Raw genomic sequence first — 24,619 nt, 5'->3', positions numbered from 1 at the left:
CCCGATTGAACGGCTTGTTTGAGCTCCTTTTTTTGATTTTTCTTCAAAAAAAGAGCGAGTAGTGAAAGCGGGAAATTGCTTCAAAAAATAGGTCTTAAATCAACTACTTTTTATAAAAGTTCATATCATCAATATATTTCCAAACTTTTGGCGATACTAAGGGCTGAATGTTTTTTTCGTCTTTAATACCATTGCGAATCATGGTCGATGAAATTTGTACTATCGGCGCTTCAACTCTGTGAATTTTAGCATTTTTTATAAATTGATTTTCTACAATTCCTTCGGATATTCGAGGATATACATACAAATTATAATCGTCTAAAATTGCTTCATAATTTTTCCATTTATGAAAGCTTTTTAAATTGTCTTCGCCCATAATTAAGCTAAAATTATAGCTCGGATGTTTTTCAGAAATATGAGTTAAGGTTGTAATGGTGTAGTTGGGTTGTGGTAAATTAAACTCAATATCGGAAGGTTTAATTTTCTCGTAATTTTCAGTTGCAAAATACACCATGTCTAGGCGGTGGTGGTTATTTAACAACGAATTTTTATTTTTAAATGGGTTATGTGGCGTTACCACCATCCATATTTCATCTAAATCAGAATTTTCAACCATGTGATTGGCGATAATTAAATGACCCATATGAATAGGATTAAAAGTTCCAAAATACAGTCCTATATTTTTTTTGAAGTTTTTCATAACCCGCTTAAAAATACGTATTGCTACGCTTATATTATTTAACTTTTATTTATCTGTTCCTAAAAAATTAGCTACTAAATTTTCAGCATCTTTTAAAGCTACGTCTAATTCGTAATTTTTGATGATTTTATCAAATTGTGGTGCGGTTGCCAATTCAACAGATGCTTTGGCAATACGCATATTTATTTTGTCTTCGCTTTCTGTACTACGCTTTTTTAAGCGGATTTTAAGCTCATCAACACTTGGTGGCTTTACAAAAACAGATAGTGTTTCGTTTGGAAATTTGCTTTTAATTCGCAAACCTCCTACCACATCGATGTCAAAAATAACGTGTTTTTTTAATGCCCAAATTCGTTCAACTTCGGTTTTTAAGGTTCCGTAAAAGTTATCGCGATATACTTCTTCCCATTCTAAAAACTCGTCTGCTTTAATTTTGTTTTTAAAATCTTTGGTGGATATAAAATAATAATCTTGCCCGTCAACTTCTTCGCCTCTAGGTGCTCTTGATGCTGCTGAAATTGAAAAAGCTAAGTTAAGTTTTTCTTGTTTTAATAAGTGACGAACAATCGTTGTTTTACCTGATCCTGAAGGTGCTGAAAACACGAATAATTTTCCTTTAAAATCTTTTTTAGAATTTTCTGACATCTTATAAAACGTTTAAAATTTGTTCTTTTATTTTTTCTAACTCGTCTTTCATTTGGATTACTATTTTTTGCATTACCGCAAAATTAGCTTTTGAACCCATCGTGTTTACTTCTCTCCCAATTTCTTGAACGATAAATCCTAATTTTTTTCCATTAGAATCATCGGTTGCTAATTGGTCTAAGAAATACAATAAGTGATTTTCTAAACGAACTTTTTCTTCGTTGATATCTAATTTTTCTAGATAATAAATTAATTCTTGCTCAAAACGATTTTCATCAACCTCAACCTTTAAATCGGTTAACGCTTTTTGCAAACGTTCTTTTACATTGGTAATTCTTTCAGCGTCTAATTTTTTAACTTCTTCTAATGCCGATTGAATATTTGAAATTCTTACTTGAAAATCATCTTCTAATGATTTTGCCTCGTCAACTCTATAGGCGATAATTTCTTTTAAAGCTTCATCGATATGTATGTCGATTTGAGCCCATTCGTTCTCATCTAATTCTTCACGTTCGGTTTTTAAAGCATCAGGCATTCTAATCGCCATCTTTAACAACTCAATCTCTTGATTTTCAGAAGACTCTAATGTGTTTTTTAACTGCGCTACATAATTTTCAACCACTGCTTTATTTACAGCTGTTGATGTTTGCTCGGCAGTCATTTCTACATAAATTGAGAAATCAATTTTTCCTCTGACTAAATTACTAGCTAATTTTTTACGAACTGCTAATTCTTTTTCTCTGTAATAAGATGGAATTCTTGTGTTTAAGTCTAAGTTTTTACTGTTAAGCGACTTAATTTCAATAGTTACTTTCTTAGAAGGTAAATGCAATACGGATTTACCATAACCCGTCATAGATTGTATCATATCATCAATTTAAATAAGACGCAAATATACAGTTATTTATTTTTAACTGCTACTTCTGCTTGCTTGGTTACTAGAAAAACGCCTAAAAATATTAATAATGTGGCTACTATTTTTACGGTATTGAAACTATCGCTTCCTACCATTAACGCATAAATAGAGGCGATTACAGGTTGCAAATAAATAAAAACACTTACTGTTGTGGGTTTTAAGCGTGCTAGCGCAAATAAATTGCATAAATAAGTGATACAAGTGGTAAATAATACGACAAAACCTGCTTTTAAATAAATAGATGTTGGCATTATTTGCCATTGTACTTCCATTAATTCTGATAATCCGAAGGGCAACACAAATAATAGCCCAAATAAATACAGCCATTTTACAAAAACAATCGGATGGTATTTTGCGATTAACTTTTTCGCTTGTACTAAATACATTGCGTACGAAGCGGCATTTACAAACACTAAAAAGTTACCCAACATAATATTTTTAGCTGCTGCATTAGCCGAACTTCCGTAGGCTATTAAAATAATTGCGCCTACTAAGCCTACAATTACGCCTATTATTTTACGAGGCATTAAACGCTCTTTTAATAAAATACTGGCAAATATTAATACTAAAATCGGTGCAGTAACCATCATTACCGAAGCACTAATTGGCGTGGTGTAGCTCAATCCTTTAAAAAAAGTAAGCATGTTTAGCCCGACACCAAAAAAAGCGGTAATTAGAATTTTTTTATAGTCTGATTTCTCTATTGATTTTGCGTTTACAAAAAGACCTAGAAGCCAAAAAATACTCGCGGCTCCACCTACTCGAAGTACTATAAATGCAAAGGGTTTTATATACATTGGCATTACTTCTTTGGCTACTGTAAAAGTAACTCCGTAAATAAGCGTAGCTATTGATGCGGCTATTAATGCAAGGGTTCTTTGGTTCATTATTTTATGCTTTAAAAAAATGCAAAGATGCAAATTATTGTTGAATTTTAGCCACAAAAAAAAGCACTGAGAACAGTGCTTTTTCTTAATTTTAATTTTATTTGGTACTTTAATTACCTTACCTCTGTAATTAATCTACTAAAGCAGGTACTCTTAATACTTGCCCTGGGTAAATTTTATCAGGGTGTGATAACATTGGCTTGTTTGCTTCAAAAATTACGGTGTACTTCATTGGGTCACCATAAAATTCTTTTGCTATTTTCCCTAAAGTATCTCCACTTCCTACGGTATGAAATTGCGCCATTATTTCTTCTACAACTTCAACTTCTTCTGCTACAACCTCAACAGGTGCAACGCTCATGTTGTCTTCAACTGAACCAATTCCGTTAGTGTTTCCTACTACTAAAATTACTTTTTCTTTGGTTGCTAAATCGGCAGCTTCACCAGAAATAGTTGCTTTGTCTTCTTCTATAGCAATTGCTAAATTTTCAACAGGCAATTCTAACCTATTTACTGCATCTACTAATTTGATAGATTTTTCGGCAGCTTCCTCTTCTGTTGTTTTTCCTACACCAAATACTTTAGCTCCAGCGTTTTTAATAAATGAAAAAATTCCCATTTTCTTTTAGATTTTTTTAGTTAATTAATAGTGTTACTTTCTGATTACTAATATACAATTTTTACGCCATTTTTGATTTTTTTTATAAAAATTTTTACATTTATAAACTATTATCAATGTTCATAAGATAAAACGCTGATTAGCTATCTTTTTAAATCGATTATTTTTTGAAGTTAAAATAATCAATATTAGCACAAATGCCTAGCCCCGATTGACGCATTTGTTTAAGCTCCTTTTTATTTTTAAAAGAAAAATAAAAAGAGCGAGTGCGGAAAGCGGGAAATTGCTTCAAATAATTATTTTTATATCCTTTAATAAAAGGACTAAAAAAAACCACACTTTTAAAAAGTATGGTTTTTTTGATATAATAATAGGTCTTGTATTTATTCTCGAATTATTCTTGATCGCCTTGTTTAAAAGTATTCCACCCTTGTGCTTTTAATTCAATTTCTTGATTGGCACGGGTTACTAAATTCATTCCTTCACTTTGCGCAACAACATGCCCGATAATTGATAAATTCGGATTCGATTTTATTTTATCAAAATCGGCAAGCGGTACGGTAAATAACAATTCGTAATCTTCGCCTCCACTTAAAGCAATCATGGTGCTGTCCATTTTAAATTCTTCGGATGTTGAAATTACTTGCGGATCTAGCGGTAATTTATCTTCATAAATTTTACATCCCGTTTTACTTTGGGTACAAAGGTGCATTATTTCTGATGATAATCCGTCAGAAATATCAATCATAGACGTTGGTTTTACCTCCAATTCTTTTAATAATTCGACAACGTCTTTACGCGCTTCTGGCTTTAATTGACGCTCAATTAAATAGGTGTAATTATCTAAATCGGGCTGACTTTGTGGGTTTACTTGAAATACTTGTTTCTCTCTTTCTAAAACTTGTAATCCTAAATATGCCGCACCTAAATCGCCTGAAACAACGATTAAATCGGTGTCTTTTGCGCCATCTCTATATACAATTTCTTCTTTTTCTGCCGTTCCTATTGCAGTTATCGAAAGTAACATTCCTTTGGTTGATGACGTTGTATCACCGCCAATTAAATCAACTTTATAAGTATCACAAGCAAGTTGAATTCCTGCGTATAATTCTTCTAAAGCTTCTAACGGAAAACGGTTTGAAACCGCTATAGAAACCGTAATTTGCTCGGCAACGCCATTCATTGCATACACGTCTGATAAATTCACCATAACGGCTTTATATCCTAAGTGTTTTAAAGGCATGTAGCTTAAATCAAAATGCACGCCTTCAACCAATAAATCGGTAGTTATTAAGCGTTCTTTTTCTGATGCGCTAATTACCGCGGCATCATCGCCAATTCCTTTTGCTGTTGATGAATTGTACAGCTTAAAATGCTCGGTTAAATGGTTTATTAATCCAAACTCTCCTAGTTCGGCTAATGATGTTCTCTCTTGATTTTTATCTTCTAACATCTGGCAAAGATAACAACAAGTATTTAATTATCTTTGATGCTCTTTTATTGATTTTTTTATTGATTTTTAAAACCTAAATAATATCCGAATGAAATATTTTTTTTTATTTATTGTAAGTGCCGTATTTTTTTCTTGTAGTTCCGACGAAGACGAATTAATTAAACACGCTACTGTCAAGCTTAATTTTACTCATAATTGGGATAAAACACCTATAACTGCCGATGATTTAAGCCGTACAAAATTCACCAATAAATTAGGAACAAAACTCACAATTGATAGTTTACGTTATGTAATTTCGAATGTTATTTTTACCGATGGCGCTGGAGATTCTAGCATTTTCAAAACACATTATTTAGTAAATTTAAAAGATTCAAAAAGTTTAACAGCTGTTTTACCTGAAAAAATATCGGAAGGAATTTATAAAGTTTCTGTTACTTTTGGCTTAAATAAAGAAGAAAATTCTACTAAAAACTTAAAAGGTTTAGAAAATTTTAATGTGTCAGAAAAATTAGGAAAAGGCTATCATTTTATGAAAATGGACGGTACTTATTTAGATTCTACAACCGTTTATTCACCTTTTAAATACCATACCATTAGCCCTTTTAATAGCACTACTAACAAAACAGAAAACACGTCTTTTTTAGTTGATCTAGGTGTAATTCCTATTAAAAATGATGCAACTATCGAACTAAAAATGAATGTTTCCCAATGGTTTAAAGACCCTAAAAATTGGAATTTAAATGAACTAGACACTGATTTAACAAAAAACTATGACGCTCAAAAAAGGATGTTTGAAAATGGTAAAAAAGGCGTTTTTAGCTTAGGAGCTATTTTACAATAATTAATATATAGTATTTTTTATTGATTTGATTTTTAACACAAAGACTAATAAATATTGAACCGTTTATTGGTTAAAAAACTGATAAAAATCATATTTTGTAAGTATCTTTGCAACCTATTTAGAGTTAAACCACTAAAATAATGATAAAAGTATCAGAAAAAGCGAAAAAAAAAGTTATCGAGTTAATGACTGATGACGGTTTTGACGCTTTAGTAGATTTTGTACGAGTTGGTGTAAAAAGTGGAGGTTGTTCAGGATTATCGTATGACTTAACTTTTGATAAAAACACCCAAGAAAACGACAAAATATTTGAAGAAAACAATATAAAAATTGTTGTTGATAAAAAAAGTTTTTTATACCTTGTAGGAACCACCTTAGAGTATTCTGGAGGTTTAAATGGTAAGGGCTTTGTTTTTAACAACCCGAATGCCAATCGCACCTGCGGTTGTGGCGAAAGTTTTTCTTTATAAAATTACAACTCACTTATGAGCAAGTACACCGAAGACGATTTAAGAGAAGAGTTAGAAACCAAAGAATATGAATATGGTTTTTATACTGATATAGAAAGTGAAACCTTTGCAAAAGGGTTAAATGAAGATGTAGTTCGTGCAATTTCTAAAAAGAAAAACGAACCGCAATGGATGACTGATTGGCGTTTAGAAGCCTTTAGTGTCTGGAAAGAAATGGAAGAACCAGAATGGGCAAATGTTCATTACGAAAAACCAAAATTTCAAGATATTGCCTATTATTCAGCACCAAAAGAAAAGCCAAAATTAAACAGTTTAGATGAAGTTGATCCTGAATTATTGGACACTTTTAAACGTTTAGGAATTTCTTTAGATGAACAAAAAAAGTTAGCAAACGTAGCGGTTGATATTGTAATTGATTCTGTTTCTGTTGCAACAACTTTTAGAGAAACTTTAGGTAAAAAAGGTATTATTTTTATGCCTATTTCTGAAGCTATTCAAGAACATCCTGAATTAGTAAGAAAATATTTAGGAACTGTTGTTCCAACTACAGATAACTTTTATGCAGCATTAAATTCAGCAGTTTTTTCTGATGGATCTTTCTGTTATATTCCAAAAGGTGTTCGTTGCCCAATGGAATTATCAACCTATTTCAGAATTAATGAAGGAGGAACAGGACAATTCGAAAGAACTTTAGTTGTTGCTGATAAAGGAAGTTATGTTTCTTACCTTGAAGGTTGTACCGCTCCTAGTAGAGATGAAAATCAGTTACATGCCGCAGTTGTTGAATTAATTGCCATGGATGATGCTGAAATTAAGTATTCTACTGTTCAAAACTGGTATCCTGGAAATAAAGAAGGAAAAGGTGGTGTTTACAATTTTGTAACTAAAAGAGCCATTTGTGAAACCAACGCCAAAGTTTCTTGGACACAAGTAGAAACAGGTTCGGCAGTTACTTGGAAATACCCTAGTTGTATTTTAAAAGGAGATAATTCTGTTGGAGAATTTTATTCAATAGCAGTTACCAATAATTATCAGCAAGCTGATACAGGAACTAAAATGATTCACTTAGGTAAAAATACCAAGTCAACCATTATATCAAAAGGAATATCCGCAGGAAAATCACAAAACTCTTATAGAGGATTAGTTCAAATTGGCCCTCGTGCCGATAATGCGCGTAACTTCTCGCAATGTGATTCTTTACTAATGGGGAATCAGTGTGGTGCACACACCTTTCCTTATATTGAAACAAAAAATAAATCGGCACAGATAGAACACGAAGCAACGACCAGTAAAATTGGTGAAGACCAATTATTTTACTGTAATCAACGTGGAATAGACACCGAAAAAGCAATTGCATTAATCGTAAATGGTTTTAGTAAAGAAGTACTAAATAAATTACCAATGGAATTTGCTGTAGAAGCACAAAAATTATTAGAAATCAGTTTAGAAGGAAGCGTTGGTTAATAGCCAATAACAAAGATATATTACCATGTTAAAAATAGAAAATTTACACGCTAACATAGAAGATAAATCAATCTTAAAGGGATTGAATTTAGAAATTAAAGCTGGAGAAGTTCATGCTATTATGGGTCCTAACGGAGCTGGTAAAAGTACCTTAGCTAGTGTTATTGCAGGAAAAGAAGAATACGAAGTTACCGATGGATTAATAACCTTAAATGGTGAAGATATTGGTGAATTAGCTCCTGAAGAAAGAGCACATAAAGGTATCTTTTTATCATTTCAATATCCTGTTGAAATTCCTGGAGTTTCTGTAACCAACTTTATAAAAACGGCAATTAACGAAAATCGTAAAGCCAAAGGTTTAGAAGACATGCCTGCAAAGGATATGTTAAAAATGATTCGTGAGAAATCAGAATTGTTAGAAATAGACCGTAAATTTTTATCTCGTTCTTTAAACCAAGGGTTTTCTGGTGGAGAAAAGAAACGTAATGAAATTTTTCAAATGGCAATGCTTGAACCTAAATTAGCCATTTTAGATGAAACCGATTCTGGTTTAGATATTGATGCCTTACGTATCGTAGCTAACGGAGTTAATAAATTAAAGTCAAAAGATAACGCGGTAATTGTAATTACACACTACCAACGTTTATTAGATTATATCGTTCCTGATTTTGTACACGTTTTATACAATGGTCAAATTGTAAAATCTAGCGATGCTTCTTTAGCTTTAGAATTAGAAGCAAAAGGATATGATTGGATTAAAGACGAAGTTAATTCTTAAAGAAATATGGAATTAAAAGACAAAATAACCGCCTCATACGTTGCCTTTGAAAATGGCGAAGATATTAATTCTGATCTACACGATATTAGAAGTAAAGCACTTCAAAATTTTGAAGAATTAGGATTTCCTACTAAGAAATTAGAAGCTTGGAAATACACTTCTTTAAATTCAGTGTTAAAGCACGATTATAATATTTTTCCAAATTCGGAAGACGCTATAGAATTGGCAGATGTAAAGAAATATTTTATCCACGATATAGATACTTATAAAGTAGTTTTTATCAACGGAAAATACAGCTCTTTTTTATCAGAAACAACACACGATACTATTGATGTTTGCTTAATGTCATCAGCATTAACCAAGCCTAAATATAAAGCTATTATTGAAAAACACTTCAATAAAATAGCTAAGCAAGATAATTTAACAGCATTAAATACCGCCTTTGCAAACGAAGGAGCGTATATTTATATTCCTAAAAATGTAGAGGTTCAAAAGCCAATACAAATTATCTATTTTACAACCGGTAATCAAGAAGCTGTTATGACACAGCCTCGTAATTTAATTATTGCCGAGCAAAACGCACATGTTCAAATTATTGAGCGTCATCAAAGTTTAACTTCGAACCCTGTTTTAACAAATGCGGTTACCGAAATTTATGCTGCTAAAGATGCTACGGTTGATATGTATAAAATTCAAAATGACCATGAAAATGCGTCATTGGTTGACAATGCGTATATAGAGCAGAAATCGAACAGTGTTGTTTCGGTACATACTTTTTCTTTTGGAGGAAATATTACCCGTAACAATTTGAATTTTTATCAAAGAGGCGAACATATCGATTCTATTTTAAAAGGAATTACAATTTCTGAAGGAAAACAACATATCGATCATCATACCTTGGTGCATCATATTGAACCAAATTGCGAATCGCATCAAGATTATAAAGGGATTTACGGCGGACGTTCTACAGCAGTTTTCAACGGAAAAGTAATTGTTGAAAAAGAAGCTCAAAAAACAAATGCGTATCAGCAAAACAACAATGTTTTAATTAGTGATAAAGCAACAATCAATGCAAAACCACAATTAGAAATTTTTGCTGATGATGTAAAATGTTCACACGGTTGTACGATTGGACAATTAGACGAAGATGCATTATTTTACATGCAACAACGTGGAATTCCTAAAAAAGAAGGAAAAGCATTATTAATGTATGCCTTTGCCAACACGGTTTTAGAAAGTGTAAAAATACCAGAAGTTAAAAAGCGAATTAATAAATTAATAGCTACTAAATTAGGTGTTAATATTGGTTTTTAATTTGTAAAAATCAGTTTTTTAGAATTTTATAATTTATCATAAAAAAGACCGTTTAATATTTTAAACGGTCTTTTTTTTAGTGATTTTTTTGATTTTTTATTTAATTTAGACCTTTAAAAATTAAATAAAAACCAAATTCTCGTCATGCTGAATTTATTTCAGCATCGCATCAACAGGAGAACTACGGCAAATCAGGATGCGAACCTGAAATAAATTCAGGTTGACGGATGCGATTTTCTGTTTTCCTGTTATAAAACTTTTTTTTGATAAAATTTAAACAGGCTCTTATAATTTTAATGAAAGCAACACCATTTTCAATTCTGAAAAAGAAAATTTATTTTCCGTTTTTTTTCTTAATTCGCTCAGACTTTTAAACTCAGTTTCTTCAATAGTTTGCACCAACTCTTTATACTTTTGTAAAGGAATTAAGCTTAATACATCAATATCTCCTGAACTAATATAACTCATTAAATGTGTTTCAATTGTATTTAAAGTTAGCCCTCTTTTAGTTGCTATTTCTTTTGCTGATAGTCCTTGTTTAAAAAAATCATAGCTAATTTCTCTGGTAGGTATTTTTATTTCAGTTCTTTTTTTTACAGCTAATTTTCCTGTTTTTGAAACCGTTTTAACCGACTCTTTTAATTTATTTTTCTTACAATAAAGACTAACGGCGTCTAAAATTTGACCACCATATTTTTGCACCCTAACCTTTCCCATCCCTTCTACTTTTAATAACTCTTGAGCGATTTTAGGAAGCGTATCGCAAATTGCGTACAATGTTTTTTGACTAAAAATTTGAAAAGGAGCGATATTTTGTTTTTTAGAAATTTCATCCCTTAACGTACGTAAACTTACCGCCAAAGTAGGGTCTCTTGACAAAACAAAAGCTTTTTTAATAGGCTTTTCGGTGTTTAGTAAAACTGCATCGGTACGAATTTGCAAATAATCTTTTACCTTAAAAGTATCTTTTAATTTTAAGAAGCAATACAATTTAATCGATAGTAAATTTTTTAAGGTATAAATTTGAGTTTCTAAGTCTTTTTGAACTGCTTTATTATCGGTAGAAAAAGAAATTCCGCTTAATGGTTTTTTTATAAACTCTTGCGTTTGCGTTTTAAAATAAGTAATTGCCTTTGCAAATCTATCATTAATTACAGTGCTATTTTCAGCTAATTCTGTTTCTTTAGAAAGTACTTCTAGTTGATTTTTAAAACCATTTGCAATTTTTAATAACGGAATAATTCCATCATCTTTAATAGTTTCTAAATGAGAAATCATAATACCGTTTAAACTAGTTTGATTTTTATAAAAAATATCAATAGCCCTTGTGGTTGGATATAAAAACGGTCGGAAATCAAATAATTCGGCAATTAAATTAAGCTGATATTTTTTTTCTGAATCATCTAAAACAGTTTTATCAGGAATATTCTGGCTTACATTTTTATTAAAAGAATCTACGGTTCTATCATTAATAATTGAACTACTTCCAATCCTTGTTTTCAAAACAATTCCTTCTAAACTAGTACATCGACTAAGAGCCACATACGTTTGACCGTGTGCAAAAGAAGCTTCGGCATCAATAATTGCTTTTTCAAAAGTTAGCCCTTGGCTTTTATGAATGGTAATTGCCCAAGCCAATCGCAACGGAATTTGTGTAAAAGAACCTGCAACATCTTCTTTTATTTCTTTAGTTTGATCATCGATTGAATAGCTGATATTCTCCCAAATTTCTTTCTTTGTTTCAATTTCAAAATCATCATTAGGACATTTTACGTAAATCGTATCATCATCAATACTTTTTATTTCGCCAATTTTACCGTTAAAATATCTTTTTTCAGGCGTACTATCATTTTTAATAAACATCACCTGAGCCCCCACTTTTAATTCTAAATCATCACTATTTGGATAGGAATTTTCATTAAATTTACCAGATACTTCTGCCTTAAAAAAGAAACTTTTCTTCTTTATTTTTTCTAAAGCAACCGTATTAATTGCCTCTGCCCTTTTATTATGCGTGGTTAATGTAATATAACCATCTTGTTTTTTAGGCTGAAAATCGGGGTTGTATCTTTTATTTAAAATTGTTGCTGATTTTTCTGATAAGCAATCATTTCTAATTTCATTTAAAATAGCAATAAACTCATCATTATCTTGTCTGTAAATTTTCTTTAACTCAATACTTACCGTATTCGATTCTTGAAAAGCCTTGCTACTAAAAAAATAAACCGATTTATAATGTTCTTGTAAAATACTCCAATCATTTGGGCGTACCACAGGCGATAATTGCTGTAAATCGCCAATCATTAAAACCTGCGCACCGCCAAAAACTTTATGACGATTCTTATATTTTCTTAAAACTTGGTCAATTCCGTCTAATAAATCGGCTCGCACCATACTAATTTCATCGATTATTACTAAATCTAACGATCGGATAATATCTATTTTTGTTTTATTAAACTTTCGTTGCTGACTCGAGGTATTTTCAATTTGATTTGGTAAAATAGGACCAAAAGGCATCTGAAAAAAAGAATGAATCGTTGCTCCTTTTGCGTTAATTGCCGCAACACCAGTGGGCGCTACAATAACCATTCTTTTTAAAGATTCGTTTTTTATTTTATGTAAAAAAGTAGTTTTTCCTGTTCCTGCTTTTCCTGTGATAAAAAGGTTTCTATCTGTTTTTTCTATAAACTGAACGGCAAGGTCTAATTCTTTATTTTCTATCATCACAAAGTTATTCTACGCTATTTATTAGGGATGTAAAAGTACTTTTTTTAAGATACTCTTTTATTTTAATTTGAATAGAATACTCACTAATAAAAAATCCTACACATTTTGCGTAGGATTTCATTTCGTATTCTATAATAGATAACTTGGTTTAATTTACCTGAAAACCCATGCTTTATAATTAGTAGAACGCTCTAATTTATCTTCAATATTATCTGGTAATTCAGGGAAAAAATCGATTCCTGTTTTTGCTTCTAAAGCATCAATAGAAACCACAAATTCATACAACGGTTTTTTACTTTTTTTGTGAGGCATTAAAAAAGCAATTGCTTTAGCTTTGTTTGGGTTTGTATAATCTACAATTATTTTATAAAACTCTTTAGGAATAGAAACTTTATCGCGTCCTATTGTTCTTAAATCATCTTGTAAAATACCACCTGTTACCACATATATATTTTGATATTTCTTAGCCCAATAACGCGTTTTTTCTTCTAATCGAAGCCAAATTCCTGCATTAAAACTATGTCTTTGTGGCGTAACATTAGAGGTGTAAAAAGTTTCATTATACGCCTCTACCGAATATTTTTTATCGGCAGCAGGGCATAAATGACCTCTATCATACCCTGATTTTTTATAACTTTTATAATTTGCCGACCGTGTTTTTACCTTCGGATCATTAATAAAATAAGGACGCTTAATTTTAGTGGTCTTAATATCATTTTTACTTAAAGAATACGCCACCCATTCTGCCTGTTCATGTTTTTCGTTATACGATAATTGATACCCATCATGCTTTACAATAACGCCCGTTGTTGAAGTTGGTAAATAATTAAATCCACTAGGATTTCGTGTAACATCTGTGGTAGTATCGCTAGGAGTTTGTTTTAATAAACACCCAGTAATAAGGACAATAACTGCTACAATTAATTTTATTTTTTTAGATATACTCATTAAATATTATTTACTATTATTTTAAGATAATTTCTTGAAAATCGGCTGTTTTTTCTACTTTATTGAAAATTGTTTGGAATTTTTCAGACGGAACCGTTAATTTTCTTTTTACCAAATCTAACCAAGCTCCATACACAGTAATTACTGCCGATAAATCGCCTTTTTCATTAAAAACTTCATGTTGAATTTTCCAACGTTCACCTTTGTTTGATAATCCAATAATTTTAAGATTTACCGAAATATCAGTTCCCATGTGAACTTCACGTAAAAATTTGGTGTTTTCTTCAAATAAAATAGGACCTGTTTTTTCTTTGGTAAAATCTTGAATAGAAATATTGTGTTCTTTAAAAAAACGCAATCGAACTTCGGCTGCATAATCATTGTATGCAGTGTGTCGCATATGAATATTGGCATCAAAATCGGCCCATCGTGTTTTAAATTGTACGCTAAAACTCATCTGTTCTTTTTTAATAACAAAAGTACAACATTATCTGCCTTTACATATTATTACATGTTTAACCCCCAAAAAACTACCCTTTCACATCCAAAGCATCACGAAGTGTATTTCCTATTAGCATAAAAGCCATTACCAAACTCATAATTGCCAATCCTGGGATTAAGGCTAAAAAAGGCTTTCCTAAAATGATGTAATTATAATGATTTTTAATCATCGCGCCCCACGATGGTGTTGGAGGTTGCGCACCGATTCCTAAAAAACTCAAGCCACTTTCAATTAAAATAGCGGCAGCAAAATTAGCTGCTGATATTACAATAATCGGCGCTAAAATATTGGGTAAAATATGTTTAAAAATAATTCTAAAATCAGAAAAACCTAAAGCTTTTGCCGCCACCACATACTGTTGTTGCTTGGTGGTAATTACCTGCCCTCGTACTACACGAGCAACTTCTACCCACATGGTTAATCCTACGGCGATAAACACCTGCCAAAAACCTTTTCCTAAAGCTAAAGTAATGGCGATTACCAATAATAATGTAGGAATAGACCAAGTAATATTGATAATCCACATAATAAAAGCATCTGTTTTCCCACCAAAATAACCTGCAATTGCTCCAACAGGAATACCGATTAAAAGCGATATAAAAACAGCTATAAATCCGATGAAAAATGAAATTCGTGCTCCGATTAATAAGCGACTTAATAAATCGCGCCCATATTTATCGGTGCCAAACCAAAATGTTTTTTGTTGAATATATTTTTCCGATTTATTTTTAAATAAAGACAGCGGATATGCTTTTGATAAACCATCTGAATATTTTACAATTTCTAATTGATGCCCTTTTATTACATACGATTTTATAGGAATTTCCGTAGCAACATTTTTTTTTCCATCGATAAAAACCGAAAACCACGATTGTTTTTCTGTTGATTTTGATGGAATACTAAGCATCTGTACTGAAAAACCTGGCGATTTTGAATGAATTTCTAAGTGCATCTGATTTGCAGAATTGCTATTATCAGGCGCAATTAGATAACAGAAAACAGCCATACATCCGCAGAAAACGATAAATAAAAAGCTAAAAACCCCTGTTTTACTTTCGAGGAATTTTCGTGCAGCTAACTGCCATAAAGAACCGTTTTTTTTAAAATTTAGCATCAAAATAAATGATTATTGTTTAAGAGTTGAAATATCCGTTCCCGTAGGGCTTTCAAAAACTTCTAAATTAAAATACGATACACTTGCCAAAATATGGTCAAAAATATCTGCCATATCTCTTTCGTAAACATGCCACGCTTTATTTTTACAAAACGCATATATTTCTAACGGAATTCCGTTTTCGGTAGGCTGTAACTGACGAGACATAAACAATAATTCTTGATTTATCTTCGGATGTTGTTTTAAATATTCGTCTAAATATTTACGAAACATCCCAAAATTAGTTAAGTTTCTACCGTTAATTAAAATCGATTTATCAATATTATTTGTAGTATTATAAGCTTGCACATCGCTATAAGCTTCGCTTACATAATCAGAAATTAGCGCTATTTTTTTATAATGAGCAACATCGGCATCCGTTAAAAATTCAATGCTATTTATTTTAATTAATACCGAGCGTTTTATTCTACGTCCGCCAGAATTATCCATGGCACGCCAGTTTTTAAACGATTCAGAAATCAACGAATACGTAGGAATACTCGTTACGGTATTGTCAAAATTTTGCACAATTACCGAGGCTAAATTAATTGCCGTTACATTTCCATCGGCATTGTATTTATCAATGGTAATCCAATCATTTAAACGCACCGTATCGTTTACCGTTATTTGAATACTTGCTACAAAACCTAAAATTGTATCCTTAAAAATAAGTAATAAAACAGCCGAAAAAGCTCCTAAAGCCGTTAAAAAATGAATCAATGGTTTTCCTGTAACAATTGAAAAAGAAATAATAAAACCGATAATCCATAAAACAATCATAAAAATTTGAACATAACTCTCTAAAGGCTTGTCTTTAAAGGCTGTTAAAGTTCTTAAAAAATCTTTAATTGTTAATAAAATACTTCGAACAAACCAGATGATTGAAAATAAAATAATTAAATTAACAAATCGGTGTCCGTAGTTTAAAACATTAGGAAAATCAACTAAAACAGCCGATAATAACGAATATAAAAACACAAAAACTACAATTCGGGAAGCATTTAAAAACACCCGATTATTCAATAAAAAATCATCAAAATTAGTGCTTGTTTTTGATACTAGTTTTTTTACAAATCGCGTTCCATAATGACGGAATAATTTAAAAAAAATATAGCCTAAAATTCCAATAACAAGTAAGTTTGCTATCAAATTTAAGTTAATTGCTAATACTTCTGAGGTTGAAAAATAATTTTTAATTAACCGATAAAAAGATTTACTTATCATAATTTTATTTGAGTATCAAAAGTAGGAATTTCTAGTGCAATTGTTACTTATTTTTTTTCAAAACACTATAACTATTTATTTGGAGCTACTTCCCGCTTTTCGCACTCGCTCTTTTTTTTAAAAAGAAAAAAAAGGAGCTCAAACAATTGCTACAATCGGGGCTAGGCATTTGTGCATCATTTTATAAAACCGAACTTAATACATTAACTCATTAACGATAAATTTTAAAAATGTGTATGTTTGCATAGCATAACAAACAATAAATAAACAGATGAAAGCATATATTTTTCCAGGTCAAGGAGCACAATTTACAGGAATGGGATTAGATTTATATGAAAAATATCCTTTAGCCCAAGAGCTATTTGAAAGCGCAAACGATATACTAGGTTTTAGTATTACAGATGTAATGTTTGAAGGAACGGCAGAAGCTTTAAAACAAACCAAAGTTACCCAGCCAGCTATTTTTTTACATTCGGTAATTTTAGCAAAGGTTTTAGGCGATAATTTTAAACCAGAAATGGTTGCAGGACACTCCTTAGGAGAATTATCAGCATTGGTAGCAAACGGTGTTTTATCGTTTAAAGATGGCTTAACTTTAGTTTCAAAAAGAGCTTTGGCAATGCAAAAAGCCTGCGAAATAAAGCCATCGACCATGGCGGCTGTTTTAGGTTTAGATGATAAAATTGTTGAAGATATTTGTGCCGAAATTGATGGTATTGTAGTGGCGGCAAATTATAACTGCCCTGGGCAATTAGTAATTTCAGGAGAGGTAACGGCCGTTGAAAAAGCCTGTGAAGTATTAACAGAAAAAGGTGCAAAAAGAGCTATTATGTTACCTGTTGGAGGAGCATTTCATTCACCAATGATGGAACCTGCTCGTGAGGAATTAGCAAAAGCAATTCAAGAAACAACTTTTAGCCAACCGACTTGCCCTGTATATCAGAATGTAGTAGCAAAAGCGGTTACTAATTCAGACGAAATTAAAGAAAATTTAATAGCCCAATTAACTGCTCCTGTAAAATGGACACAGTGTATTCAAGCAATGGTTGCCGATGGAGGAACTGAGTTTATTGAAGTTGGTCCTGGTAAAGTGTTACAAGGATTAATGCGTAAAATAGATAGAAGCGTTGCCGCAAGCGCAGCTGTTTTACCTGTAGAGTCAACTGAAATTTAAGATTATTTTATACCTAATTATTCAATAAAAAACCTCCAACTATTCACTTAGCTGGAGGTTTTGTTTTGTGTTTAATGCTATGTTTATTACTATTTAAAGAAAATAAATATTAGTTGTTTTCGTAAAAAGTAACCGTTCCGCTATCTTCATTAGAAACCACTAATAAGGCTTTTCCTGTTGGGCTATCTGCTGCTGATATTGCCAATAAACCTTCAGGACCTTGGTCAGCAGTATGAGATAAAATATCTAAAAATACAGGAGCCGTTGGGTTGGTTATATCATAGACCATAACTTGATCGTTTCTTTCTAAACCAACAAATAAAATATAACGCTCATTACCGATATTTAAAATTTCAACACTTTCAGGCTCTGCTCCTTTGTCATCGCTTCTTTTGTCATCGTCATTAAAACGGCTTTGTGTAGCTTTTAAAGTTTGGGTAGCAATACTGTTTGCGCTGTCGTATAAAAGCGAGCCATTATCGCCCGACCATACACTAAATGAACGAGCTCCATAACTGTATAAAATTTCTACTTTTCCATCATTATTAGTATCACCTAAAGTGGTGGTCGTTTTTAATCTTCCTAAATTTGCTTTGTCTAAATAATTTAATGAAGCATCGAAAACAGTTTCATCTAAGGTTAATTCATCCATTCGAACTTCTTCGCTAAAACCTTTATAATCTCTAGAATCTCCTTCGTTTGCAGAAAAAATATAATCAACGCCGCCAATATTTGCATATTTAATAGCATCTGGCTGATACATTCCTTTTACTGGCCAATTTTTTAATTCTTTTTTATCGTCTTTATCACTAGCATCAATGCTGTTCTTAGCAAGGTTGTAGTCTTTAAAACCTAAAGGATAAATTGCTTCAATTGTTTTTGTAGCTATGTTTACTTTTGCAATTCCGTTGTTTTCTTGTAAAGAAATCCAAGCAGTTTTAGAATCATCAGAAATAGCAACATATTCAGGTTCTACATCTTGCGATAAAGAAGCATTTGGTCCAAAAACTCGAAATCCATTTTTTTCTAACGCACTTTCATCTGAATTAAAAGCATCAAAATTTAAAGTAGCAACCTCTTTACTTTCAATATTAATAATACTTATAGTTCCTTTTGGGTCGATTGTATAATCATCGTTTGGCTCGCCTTCGTTAGCAGAAACAATTGTTTTTCCATCAGGTGAAAATGCCACCATATCGGGCAATGCGCCTACAGTAAATTGACTTATTAGTTTATTATCGGCAGTATTGTATAGTAAAATTTTCCCTGTATTTTGTTTGATTGTTGCTTCTACGGCAACGGCTAATTTTCCATCAAGAACGGCAACACTGTTTGGCGAACCGTAAGCAGTTAAATTTATTTTTTCTTTTTTAGGATTATTTAAATCAGAAATATCATTTATAGAAATTTCTTGAGATTCCACATTAACCGTAAATAATTTTTTCGATATCTTATCGAATGCCGAAATTTCTGAAGCGCCTTCACCACCAATTTTGATACTTGTTTTATACCTAAAATTTACGTTTGTATTTATTATTTTTTTTACAGGTTCGTCTTCATTTTGACAACCGATTGCTAAAACACTTAAAGTGCTTAAAATAATTTTTTGAAATGTTTTCATTAGATGTTTTTGTTAATTTTTGTTGCTACAAAACTGAGCTATTTCTTTGATGTTAATGTTAGTAAAAAGATAAGGAATAATTAAAACACTGCCTTGTTTTACCTAAAATATGTTTAAAATGAACGATTTATGTTAGTAGTTGTTTTTAGTGTGTTAACCTAAAAGCTGCTTTAAATTTGATTTGAAAAAAAAATATGACAGAAAAATAAGGAATCGCATCCGTCAACCTGAATTTATTTCAGGTTCGCATCCTGATTTGCCGTCGTTATTCTCTTTTTTTTTGATGATTCTTGTCAATTCTTGTCAATTCGAGTGATTTTAATGACTAAAAGGAATTAAAATTGTATCGAGAATTTGAATTCTTTTATCTTCATTTATTTTGATGATAAAAAAGTTCTCAATAGCACTTTTTTGAAGGAAAAAATCACTCGAACCGACTCTAAAAATTTAAAATAGTGTACAAATGCCTAGCCCCGATTGAAGCTTTGTTTGAGCTCTTTTTTTGATTTTTCTTCAAAAAAAAGCGAGTGCGGAAAGCGGGAAATAGCTTCTAATAAAAAAAACAGAACTCAATAAAAAATATTGAATCCTGTTTTTAATTGTTGTAAAAAAATAAATTATATTACTGTTTTTCTTGCCATTTCCAAGAAGATAATAACGCGTCTTCTAAGGTTTTTTCAGTTTTCCAATTCAGTTCTTTATTGGCTATTGTAGTGTCGGCATAAGCGGCGGTAATATCACCTGCTCGTTTCGCCACAATTTTATAATTTAGTTTTTTATGAGTAACTTTTTCAAAAGTATTAATCACTTCTAAAACAGAACTTCCTGTTCCTGTACCTACATTAAAAAACTCAAAATTAGTTTTATTTTTCTTTTCTAATAAACGATTTAACGCCGAAATATGTGCTTTTGCTAAATCGACTACGTGAATATAATCACGAATTGCTGTTCCGTCAGGTGTATTGTAATCATCGCCAAAAACAGCTAATTCTTTTCTAATCCCTGCGGCTGTTTGTGTTACATACGGAATTAAATTTTGAGGAACACCTAAAGGTAATTCGCCAATTTTAAGACTGTCGTGCGCGCCTGTCGGATTAAAATAACGCAGTGCAATGGCATTTATATTATAAGCCTTACAGCTATCCTTTATAATTTCTTCACCAATTTGCTTGGTGTTTCCATAAGGAGATTCAGCAGGTTTTGTAGGTGCATTTTCGGTAATTGGCAATTCATCGGCTTGCCCGTAAACGGTACAAGATGAACTAAAAATGAAATTATCTAGTTTTCTGTTTCTAATTTCTTGCAATAAATACACTAAACTCCCGATGTTATTTTCGTAATAATCTAACGGATTTTCAACGCTTTCACCAACAGCTTTAAAGGCTGCAAAATGAATAATTCCATCAACAGTATTATTGTTGAAAAAATTAGTAACGTTTTGTTTAATACGTAAATCTAATTGATGAAAATCGGGTTTTACGCCTGTTATTTCAGTAATTTTATCTAGAACAGTTATTTTAGAGTTTGATAAATCATCAATAATAACTACTTCAAAACCTTTGTTTTGTAATTCTACAACGGTGTGTGATCCTATAAAACCTAATCCGCCAGTTACTAATATCTTTTTCATGATTTTTTTATTGATAATTTAATTTACAGCTTTATTCTCCTACAAATTCTAAAATAGTTTTGGTGATAAATACCAACTGCTCTTGATCTAATTCAGTGTGCATTGGCAATGAAATTACTTGTTCAATTAATTGATTTGTAACTTTAAAATCAGCCTCATTATAGCGTTCGTCTTTGTAAGCTTTTTGAGCGTGTAATGGCACTGGGTAATAAATAGCATTTGGAATATTATTATCTAATAAATGCTGGTGCAATTCGTTGCGTTTTCCGTTGGTAATTTTTAAAGTATACTGATGAAAAACATGTGTTGAAAAATCGCTGATTTTTGGCGTTATAATATTCGGATTGCTAGCAAAAGCATTCGAATAGTAAGTAGCTGCTTTTCTACGAGCATCACAAAAACCGTCTAATAAAGGAAGTTTTATTTCTAAAACAGCGGCTTGCAAACTGTCTAAACGAGAATTTACACCTACAACATCGTGGTAATAACGGGTGTACATTCCGTGGTTTACAATTCCTCTAATAGTATGTGCTAAGTCGTCATCATTGGTGAAAATAGCACCACCATCGCCATAACATCCTAAGTTTTTAGAAGGAAAAAATGAGGTTGTTCCTACGTTTCCGATAGTTCCCGCTTTCTTCTTTGTTCCGTCGGTAAAGGTGTAATCGGCACCAATTGCTTGGGCGTTGTCTTCAATAACAAATAAATTGTGTTCTTTGGCAACTTGCATTACCGCTTCCATATTGGCACATTGCCCAAATAAATGAACAGGTACAATGGCTTTTGTTTTTGGCGTAATTGCCTTTTTTAAAGCCGCAATATCCATGTTAAAAGTAGCTGCATCAACATCCACTAAAACAGGTGTCAATTTTAATAAAGCAATAACCTCAACAGTTGCAGCAAAGGTGAAATCGGCAGTAATTACCTCATCTCCTTGCTCTAAACCTAAGCCCATCATCGCTATTTGTAAAGCATCGGTTCCGTTGGCACATGGAATTACATGTTTTACGTTTAAGTATTTTTCTAAATCAGAAGCAAATCCTTTAACTTCAGGACCTCCAATATAATAGGCGGTGTCTAAAACGTTTTCAAAAGCTTTGGTTACTTGTGGTTTTATTTTTGCATATTGACCTTGTAGGTCAACCATTTGAATTTTTTTCATCAGGAAAATGAATTTGTTGAGCTTCAAAAATACGAATTAAATTTCTGTTATCTTTCATCAAATTAACTCATAAATTAAGCAAAGGAAGTTCGTTTTTATACTCCTGTTGAAAACTTTTTTTAAGAAGCATCCTTTTAAGAGGTTACACTGCTTAATTACTTTAAAATAATAGAAGTCTTGAAAGTTATCTGTAAGTTTAAAGCTAATTTTATTTAATTTTGAAACTTCTTTATTTCTTTATGTTTTAAACTACAAAAATTTTCAAATGAAATTAGATACAATTGATAAAAAACTTTTAGTATTACTCCAAAAAGATAGCAAACAAACCACCAAACAGCTGTCTTTGCATTTAGGTTTATCGGTAACCGCGGTTTATGAACGAATTAAAAAACTAGAAAGAGAAGGCGTAATAACCCAGTATGTTGCCCTGCTAAATAAAAATAAAATTGAAAAGGATTTTTTAGTTTTTTGTCATATAAAATTAGAGAAACACACCAAGGAATATATTCTAGTTTTTGAACGAGAAATTAATAAATTACAGGAAGTAACCGAGTGTTTTCATGTAAGTGGCGATTATGATTATATTCTTAAAATTTATGTGAAAGATATGGATGAATATCGTGAATTTATGGTACACAAATTAACTGCTTTAAAGCATATTGGTAGTACTCACAGTACTTTTACTATTGGGCAGGTTAAAAATTCAAACACTATTGTTTTGTAATATTTTTTGTTGATATCGCTAAAAAAAGCCTCACTATTTAAAGTAAGGCTTTGGTGTTTATCTAACTATTTTTGATGATTTATGTTATTTTTTAACACCATCTTTTGATGGCTTTGCAAGTTCTCTAATTTTTATTCTGAAGGCTGCAAATAATAAGGTCATAAATGGGCTTAACCAGTTAAACATGGCAAAGAAAGCGTAATCAACTACTGGTACGCCTAACACACCTGAATGATATGCTCCACAAGTATTCCAAGGTATTAAAACCGAGGTTACTGTTCCTGAATCTTCTAAAGTTCTACTTAAATTTTCAGGTGCTAGTCCTTTATCTCGGTAGGCTTTTGCATACATTTTCCCTGGTACTACAATGGCTAAATATTGATCCGAAGCTGTAAAATTTAAACCGATACAAGTTGCAACTGTACTGGCAAATAATCCAAAAACAGAATCAAATAAACCAAGCATAAAACTACTTATTCTTGCCAATGCGCCAATGGCATCCATAATACCACCGAAAACCATCGCTAATAAAATTAACCAAACCGTTCCTAGCATTTTTTTCATCCCGCCTGCGGTAAATAAATCTTTTAAAACCTCGTTATCGGTAGCTACTGAAGTTTCTACGGTAATTGCCTGCATCACACCTTTATATGCCGATTTAAAATCTAAACTTTTTACCCCTGCAATTTGTGCCACTACATCTGGTTGAAATATTAAAGCAAAAACTCCGCCTAAAAGTGTTCCTCCTAATAAAGCAATTAAAGGTGGTGTTTTTTTGGTTATTAAAACAATTACAAATACCGGTACTAAAAATAACCAAGGTGTAATATTAAACGCTTTGTCAATATCAGCAAGCATTCCTTGTGTGTCAGCTTCGCCTGTAGCTGTTTGAGTAAATCCTAAAATAATAAAAAAGATCATTGTTACCATAAAAGTAGGAATGGTAGTATAGGTCATGTAGCGGATATGGGTAAACAAATCGGTTCCTGCCATTGCGGGCGCTAAATTTGTGGTGTCGGACATTGGCGACATTTTATCACCAAAATAAGCACCCGATAAAACAGCTCCTGCGGTCATTCCTAATGAAATCCCTAAGGCATCACCGATACCAATTAATGCGATACCAACGGTTGCCGATGTTGTCCATGAACTTCCTGTGGCTATTGATATTACAGCACTAATTATTAAACATGCTACTAAAAATATGGTGGGGTTTAAAATTTGTAATCCGTAGTAAATCATCGAAGGAATTATCCCACTAATTAGCCAAGTTCCTGCTAACGAACCTACCATCAGCAAAATTAAAATAGCTCCTGCGGTTGATTTGATGTTTTCGGCGACTTCTTCCATCATTCTTTTATAAGAAACCTGGTTCTTAAAACCTACAATTGCGGCTACAGCACCTCCTAATAATAAAATAAATTGATTACTTCCGCCCAAAGCATCATCTCCATAAATAAAAACATTATACGCCAACATTGCTATTAAAGCAAACACGGGAATTAAAGCTTCCCAGATATTTAACTCTTTATTTTCAATAATTTTTTGGTCGCCTGTTTTAATTTCAGTGATGTTTTTACCGTCTTGCATTTATAGTTTTTTTAGATATGTAATGTTACGATATTACTAAGAAGTACGCAAATAGAATCAGTTTGTAACATAATTAG

22 protein-coding genes are annotated in these 24,619 nt (G+C 31.8%); 7 read left to right on the top strand and 15 right to left on the bottom strand.

All coding sequences use genetic code 11. The features are described 5' to 3' along the window. Positions 1-103: 103 nt before the first annotated feature. The 6 genes from nadD to thiL all read right to left on the bottom strand — a co-directional run bounded on the left by nadD (position 104) and on the right by thiL (position 5,220). Positions 104-700 carry a nicotinate (nicotinamide) nucleotide adenylyltransferase gene (gene nadD, locus AQ1689_RS06335; protein WP_101903209.1) on the bottom strand — a complete coding sequence of 199 codons (597 nt, stop codon included), beginning with the start codon at positions 698-700 and terminating at the stop codon, positions 104-106. Positions 701-745: 45 nt separating this feature from the next. After that, positions 746-1,345 carry a guanylate kinase gene (gmk, locus tag AQ1689_RS06330; protein ID WP_101955545.1) on the bottom strand — a complete coding sequence of 200 codons (600 nt, stop codon included), beginning with the start codon at positions 1,343-1,345 and terminating at the stop codon, positions 746-748. A 1-nt stretch (position 1,346) separates the two neighbouring features. Further along, positions 1,347-2,213, bottom strand: a complete 867-nt coding sequence (locus AQ1689_RS06325; RefSeq protein ID WP_180947544.1) for a YicC/YloC family endoribonuclease — start codon at positions 2,211-2,213, stop codon at positions 1,347-1,349. Positions 2,214-2,245: 32 nt separating this feature from the next. Beyond that, on the bottom strand, positions 2,246-3,148 hold the full coding sequence (locus AQ1689_RS06320) for a DMT family transporter (protein WP_101914686.1): 903 nt from the start codon (positions 3,146-3,148) through the stop codon (positions 2,246-2,248). Positions 3,149-3,278: 130 nt separating this feature from the next. After that, entirely contained in the window at positions 3,279-3,767 is a 489-nt protein-coding gene (lysM, locus tag AQ1689_RS06315) for a peptidoglycan-binding protein LysM (protein WP_101914685.1), read from the bottom strand. A gap of 394 nt (positions 3,768-4,161) precedes the next feature. Continuing rightward, positions 4,162-5,220 carry a thiamine-phosphate kinase gene (gene thiL, locus AQ1689_RS06310; protein ID WP_101955543.1) on the bottom strand — a complete coding sequence of 353 codons (1,059 nt, stop codon included), beginning with the start codon at positions 5,218-5,220 and terminating at the stop codon, positions 4,162-4,164. 88 nt (positions 5,221-5,308) lie between these two features. Between thiL and AQ1689_RS06305 the strand changes: the two genes are divergently transcribed. From AQ1689_RS06305 to sufD, 5 genes are all read left to right on the top strand, one after another. After that, on the top strand, positions 5,309-6,061 hold the full coding sequence (locus AQ1689_RS06305) for an MbnP family protein (RefSeq protein WP_101955542.1): 753 nt from the start codon (positions 5,309-5,311) through the stop codon (positions 6,059-6,061). Positions 6,062-6,201: 140 nt separating this feature from the next. Then, a complete protein-coding gene (locus AQ1689_RS06300; protein ID WP_058885894.1) occupies positions 6,202-6,531 on the top strand; it encodes a HesB/IscA family protein in 330 nt (109 codons plus the stop codon). A 15-nt stretch (positions 6,532-6,546) separates the two neighbouring features. Beyond that, the gene (gene sufB / locus AQ1689_RS06295; RefSeq protein WP_101955541.1) at positions 6,547-7,995 is read left to right on the top strand and encodes a Fe-S cluster assembly protein SufB; all 1,449 of its coding nucleotides are present in this window, start codon (positions 6,547-6,549) and stop codon (positions 7,993-7,995) included. A 25-nt stretch (positions 7,996-8,020) separates the two neighbouring features. After that, a complete protein-coding gene (gene sufC, locus AQ1689_RS06290) occupies positions 8,021-8,773 on the top strand; it encodes a Fe-S cluster assembly ATPase SufC (RefSeq protein ID WP_101955540.1) in 753 nt (250 codons plus the stop codon). A gap of 6 nt (positions 8,774-8,779) precedes the next feature. Next, positions 8,780-10,087 carry a Fe-S cluster assembly protein SufD gene (gene sufD, locus AQ1689_RS06285; RefSeq protein ID WP_101955539.1) on the top strand — a complete coding sequence of 436 codons (1,308 nt, stop codon included), beginning with the start codon at positions 8,780-8,782 and terminating at the stop codon, positions 10,085-10,087. 285 nt (positions 10,088-10,372) lie between these two features. Here the strand turns inward: sufD and AQ1689_RS06280 are convergent, their stop codons facing one another. The 5 genes from AQ1689_RS06280 to AQ1689_RS06260 form a co-directional block, all read right to left on the bottom strand. Next, positions 10,373-12,811: a helix-turn-helix domain-containing protein gene (locus tag AQ1689_RS06280; RefSeq protein ID WP_101955538.1), complete on the bottom strand. Its 2,439-nt coding sequence runs from the start codon at positions 12,809-12,811 to the stop codon at positions 10,373-10,375. A gap of 156 nt (positions 12,812-12,967) precedes the next feature. After that, complete coding sequence (locus AQ1689_RS06275) at positions 12,968-13,762, bottom strand: DNA/RNA non-specific endonuclease (RefSeq protein WP_101955537.1); 795 nt, start codon at positions 13,760-13,762, stop codon at positions 12,968-12,970. A gap of 16 nt (positions 13,763-13,778) precedes the next feature. After that, positions 13,779-14,219: an acyl-CoA thioesterase gene (locus AQ1689_RS06270; protein WP_058885899.1), complete on the bottom strand. Its 441-nt coding sequence runs from the start codon at positions 14,217-14,219 to the stop codon at positions 13,779-13,781. 73 nt (positions 14,220-14,292) lie between these two features. Next, positions 14,293-15,378: an ABC transporter permease gene (locus AQ1689_RS06265; protein WP_101955536.1), complete on the bottom strand. Its 1,086-nt coding sequence runs from the start codon at positions 15,376-15,378 to the stop codon at positions 14,293-14,295. A gap of 12 nt (positions 15,379-15,390) precedes the next feature. Further along, positions 15,391-16,641 (bottom strand): mechanosensitive ion channel family protein, encoded by a 1,251-nt coding sequence (locus tag AQ1689_RS06260; RefSeq protein ID WP_101955535.1) that lies wholly within the window; start codon positions 16,639-16,641, stop codon positions 15,391-15,393. 271 nt (positions 16,642-16,912) lie between these two features. Here AQ1689_RS06260 and fabD point away from each other — a divergent pair, with 271 nt between their 5' ends. Continuing rightward, entirely contained in the window at positions 16,913-17,815 is a 903-nt protein-coding gene (fabD, locus tag AQ1689_RS06255; protein WP_101914675.1) for an ACP S-malonyltransferase, read from the top strand. A gap of 109 nt (positions 17,816-17,924) precedes the next feature. Here the strand turns inward: fabD and AQ1689_RS06250 are convergent, their stop codons facing one another. From AQ1689_RS06250 to AQ1689_RS06240, 3 genes are all read right to left on the bottom strand, one after another. Then, positions 17,925-19,436 carry a choice-of-anchor I family protein gene (locus AQ1689_RS06250; protein WP_101955534.1) on the bottom strand — a complete coding sequence of 504 codons (1,512 nt, stop codon included), beginning with the start codon at positions 19,434-19,436 and terminating at the stop codon, positions 17,925-17,927. Between the two features lie 622 nt (positions 19,437-20,058). After that, the gene (gene galE / locus AQ1689_RS06245; RefSeq protein ID WP_101955533.1) at positions 20,059-21,066 is read right to left on the bottom strand and encodes a UDP-glucose 4-epimerase GalE; all 1,008 of its coding nucleotides are present in this window, start codon (positions 21,064-21,066) and stop codon (positions 20,059-20,061) included. A 31-nt stretch (positions 21,067-21,097) separates the two neighbouring features. Beyond that, positions 21,098-22,228: a DegT/DnrJ/EryC1/StrS family aminotransferase gene (locus tag AQ1689_RS06240; protein WP_101914672.1), complete on the bottom strand. Its 1,131-nt coding sequence runs from the start codon at positions 22,226-22,228 to the stop codon at positions 21,098-21,100. 265 nt (positions 22,229-22,493) lie between these two features. Between AQ1689_RS06240 and AQ1689_RS06235 the strand changes: the two genes are divergently transcribed. Then, entirely contained in the window at positions 22,494-22,952 is a 459-nt protein-coding gene (locus AQ1689_RS06235; protein ID WP_058885908.1) for an Lrp/AsnC family transcriptional regulator, read from the top strand. Between the two features lie 84 nt (positions 22,953-23,036). Here the strand turns inward: AQ1689_RS06235 and nhaC are convergent, their stop codons facing one another. Continuing rightward, on the bottom strand, positions 23,037-24,542 hold the full coding sequence (gene nhaC / locus AQ1689_RS06230) for a Na+/H+ antiporter NhaC (RefSeq protein ID WP_101955532.1): 1,506 nt from the start codon (positions 24,540-24,542) through the stop codon (positions 23,037-23,039). Positions 24,543-24,619 lie beyond the last annotated feature (77 nt).

The sequence above is a fragment of the Tenacibaculum finnmarkense genome (genome assembly GCF_900239185.1).
GTDB lineage: Bacteria > Bacteroidota > Bacteroidia > Flavobacteriales > Flavobacteriaceae > Polaribacter > Polaribacter finnmarkensis.
Note: the sequence above shows the minus strand (reverse complement) of the source record. Positions and strands in the feature narration are given on the sequence as shown.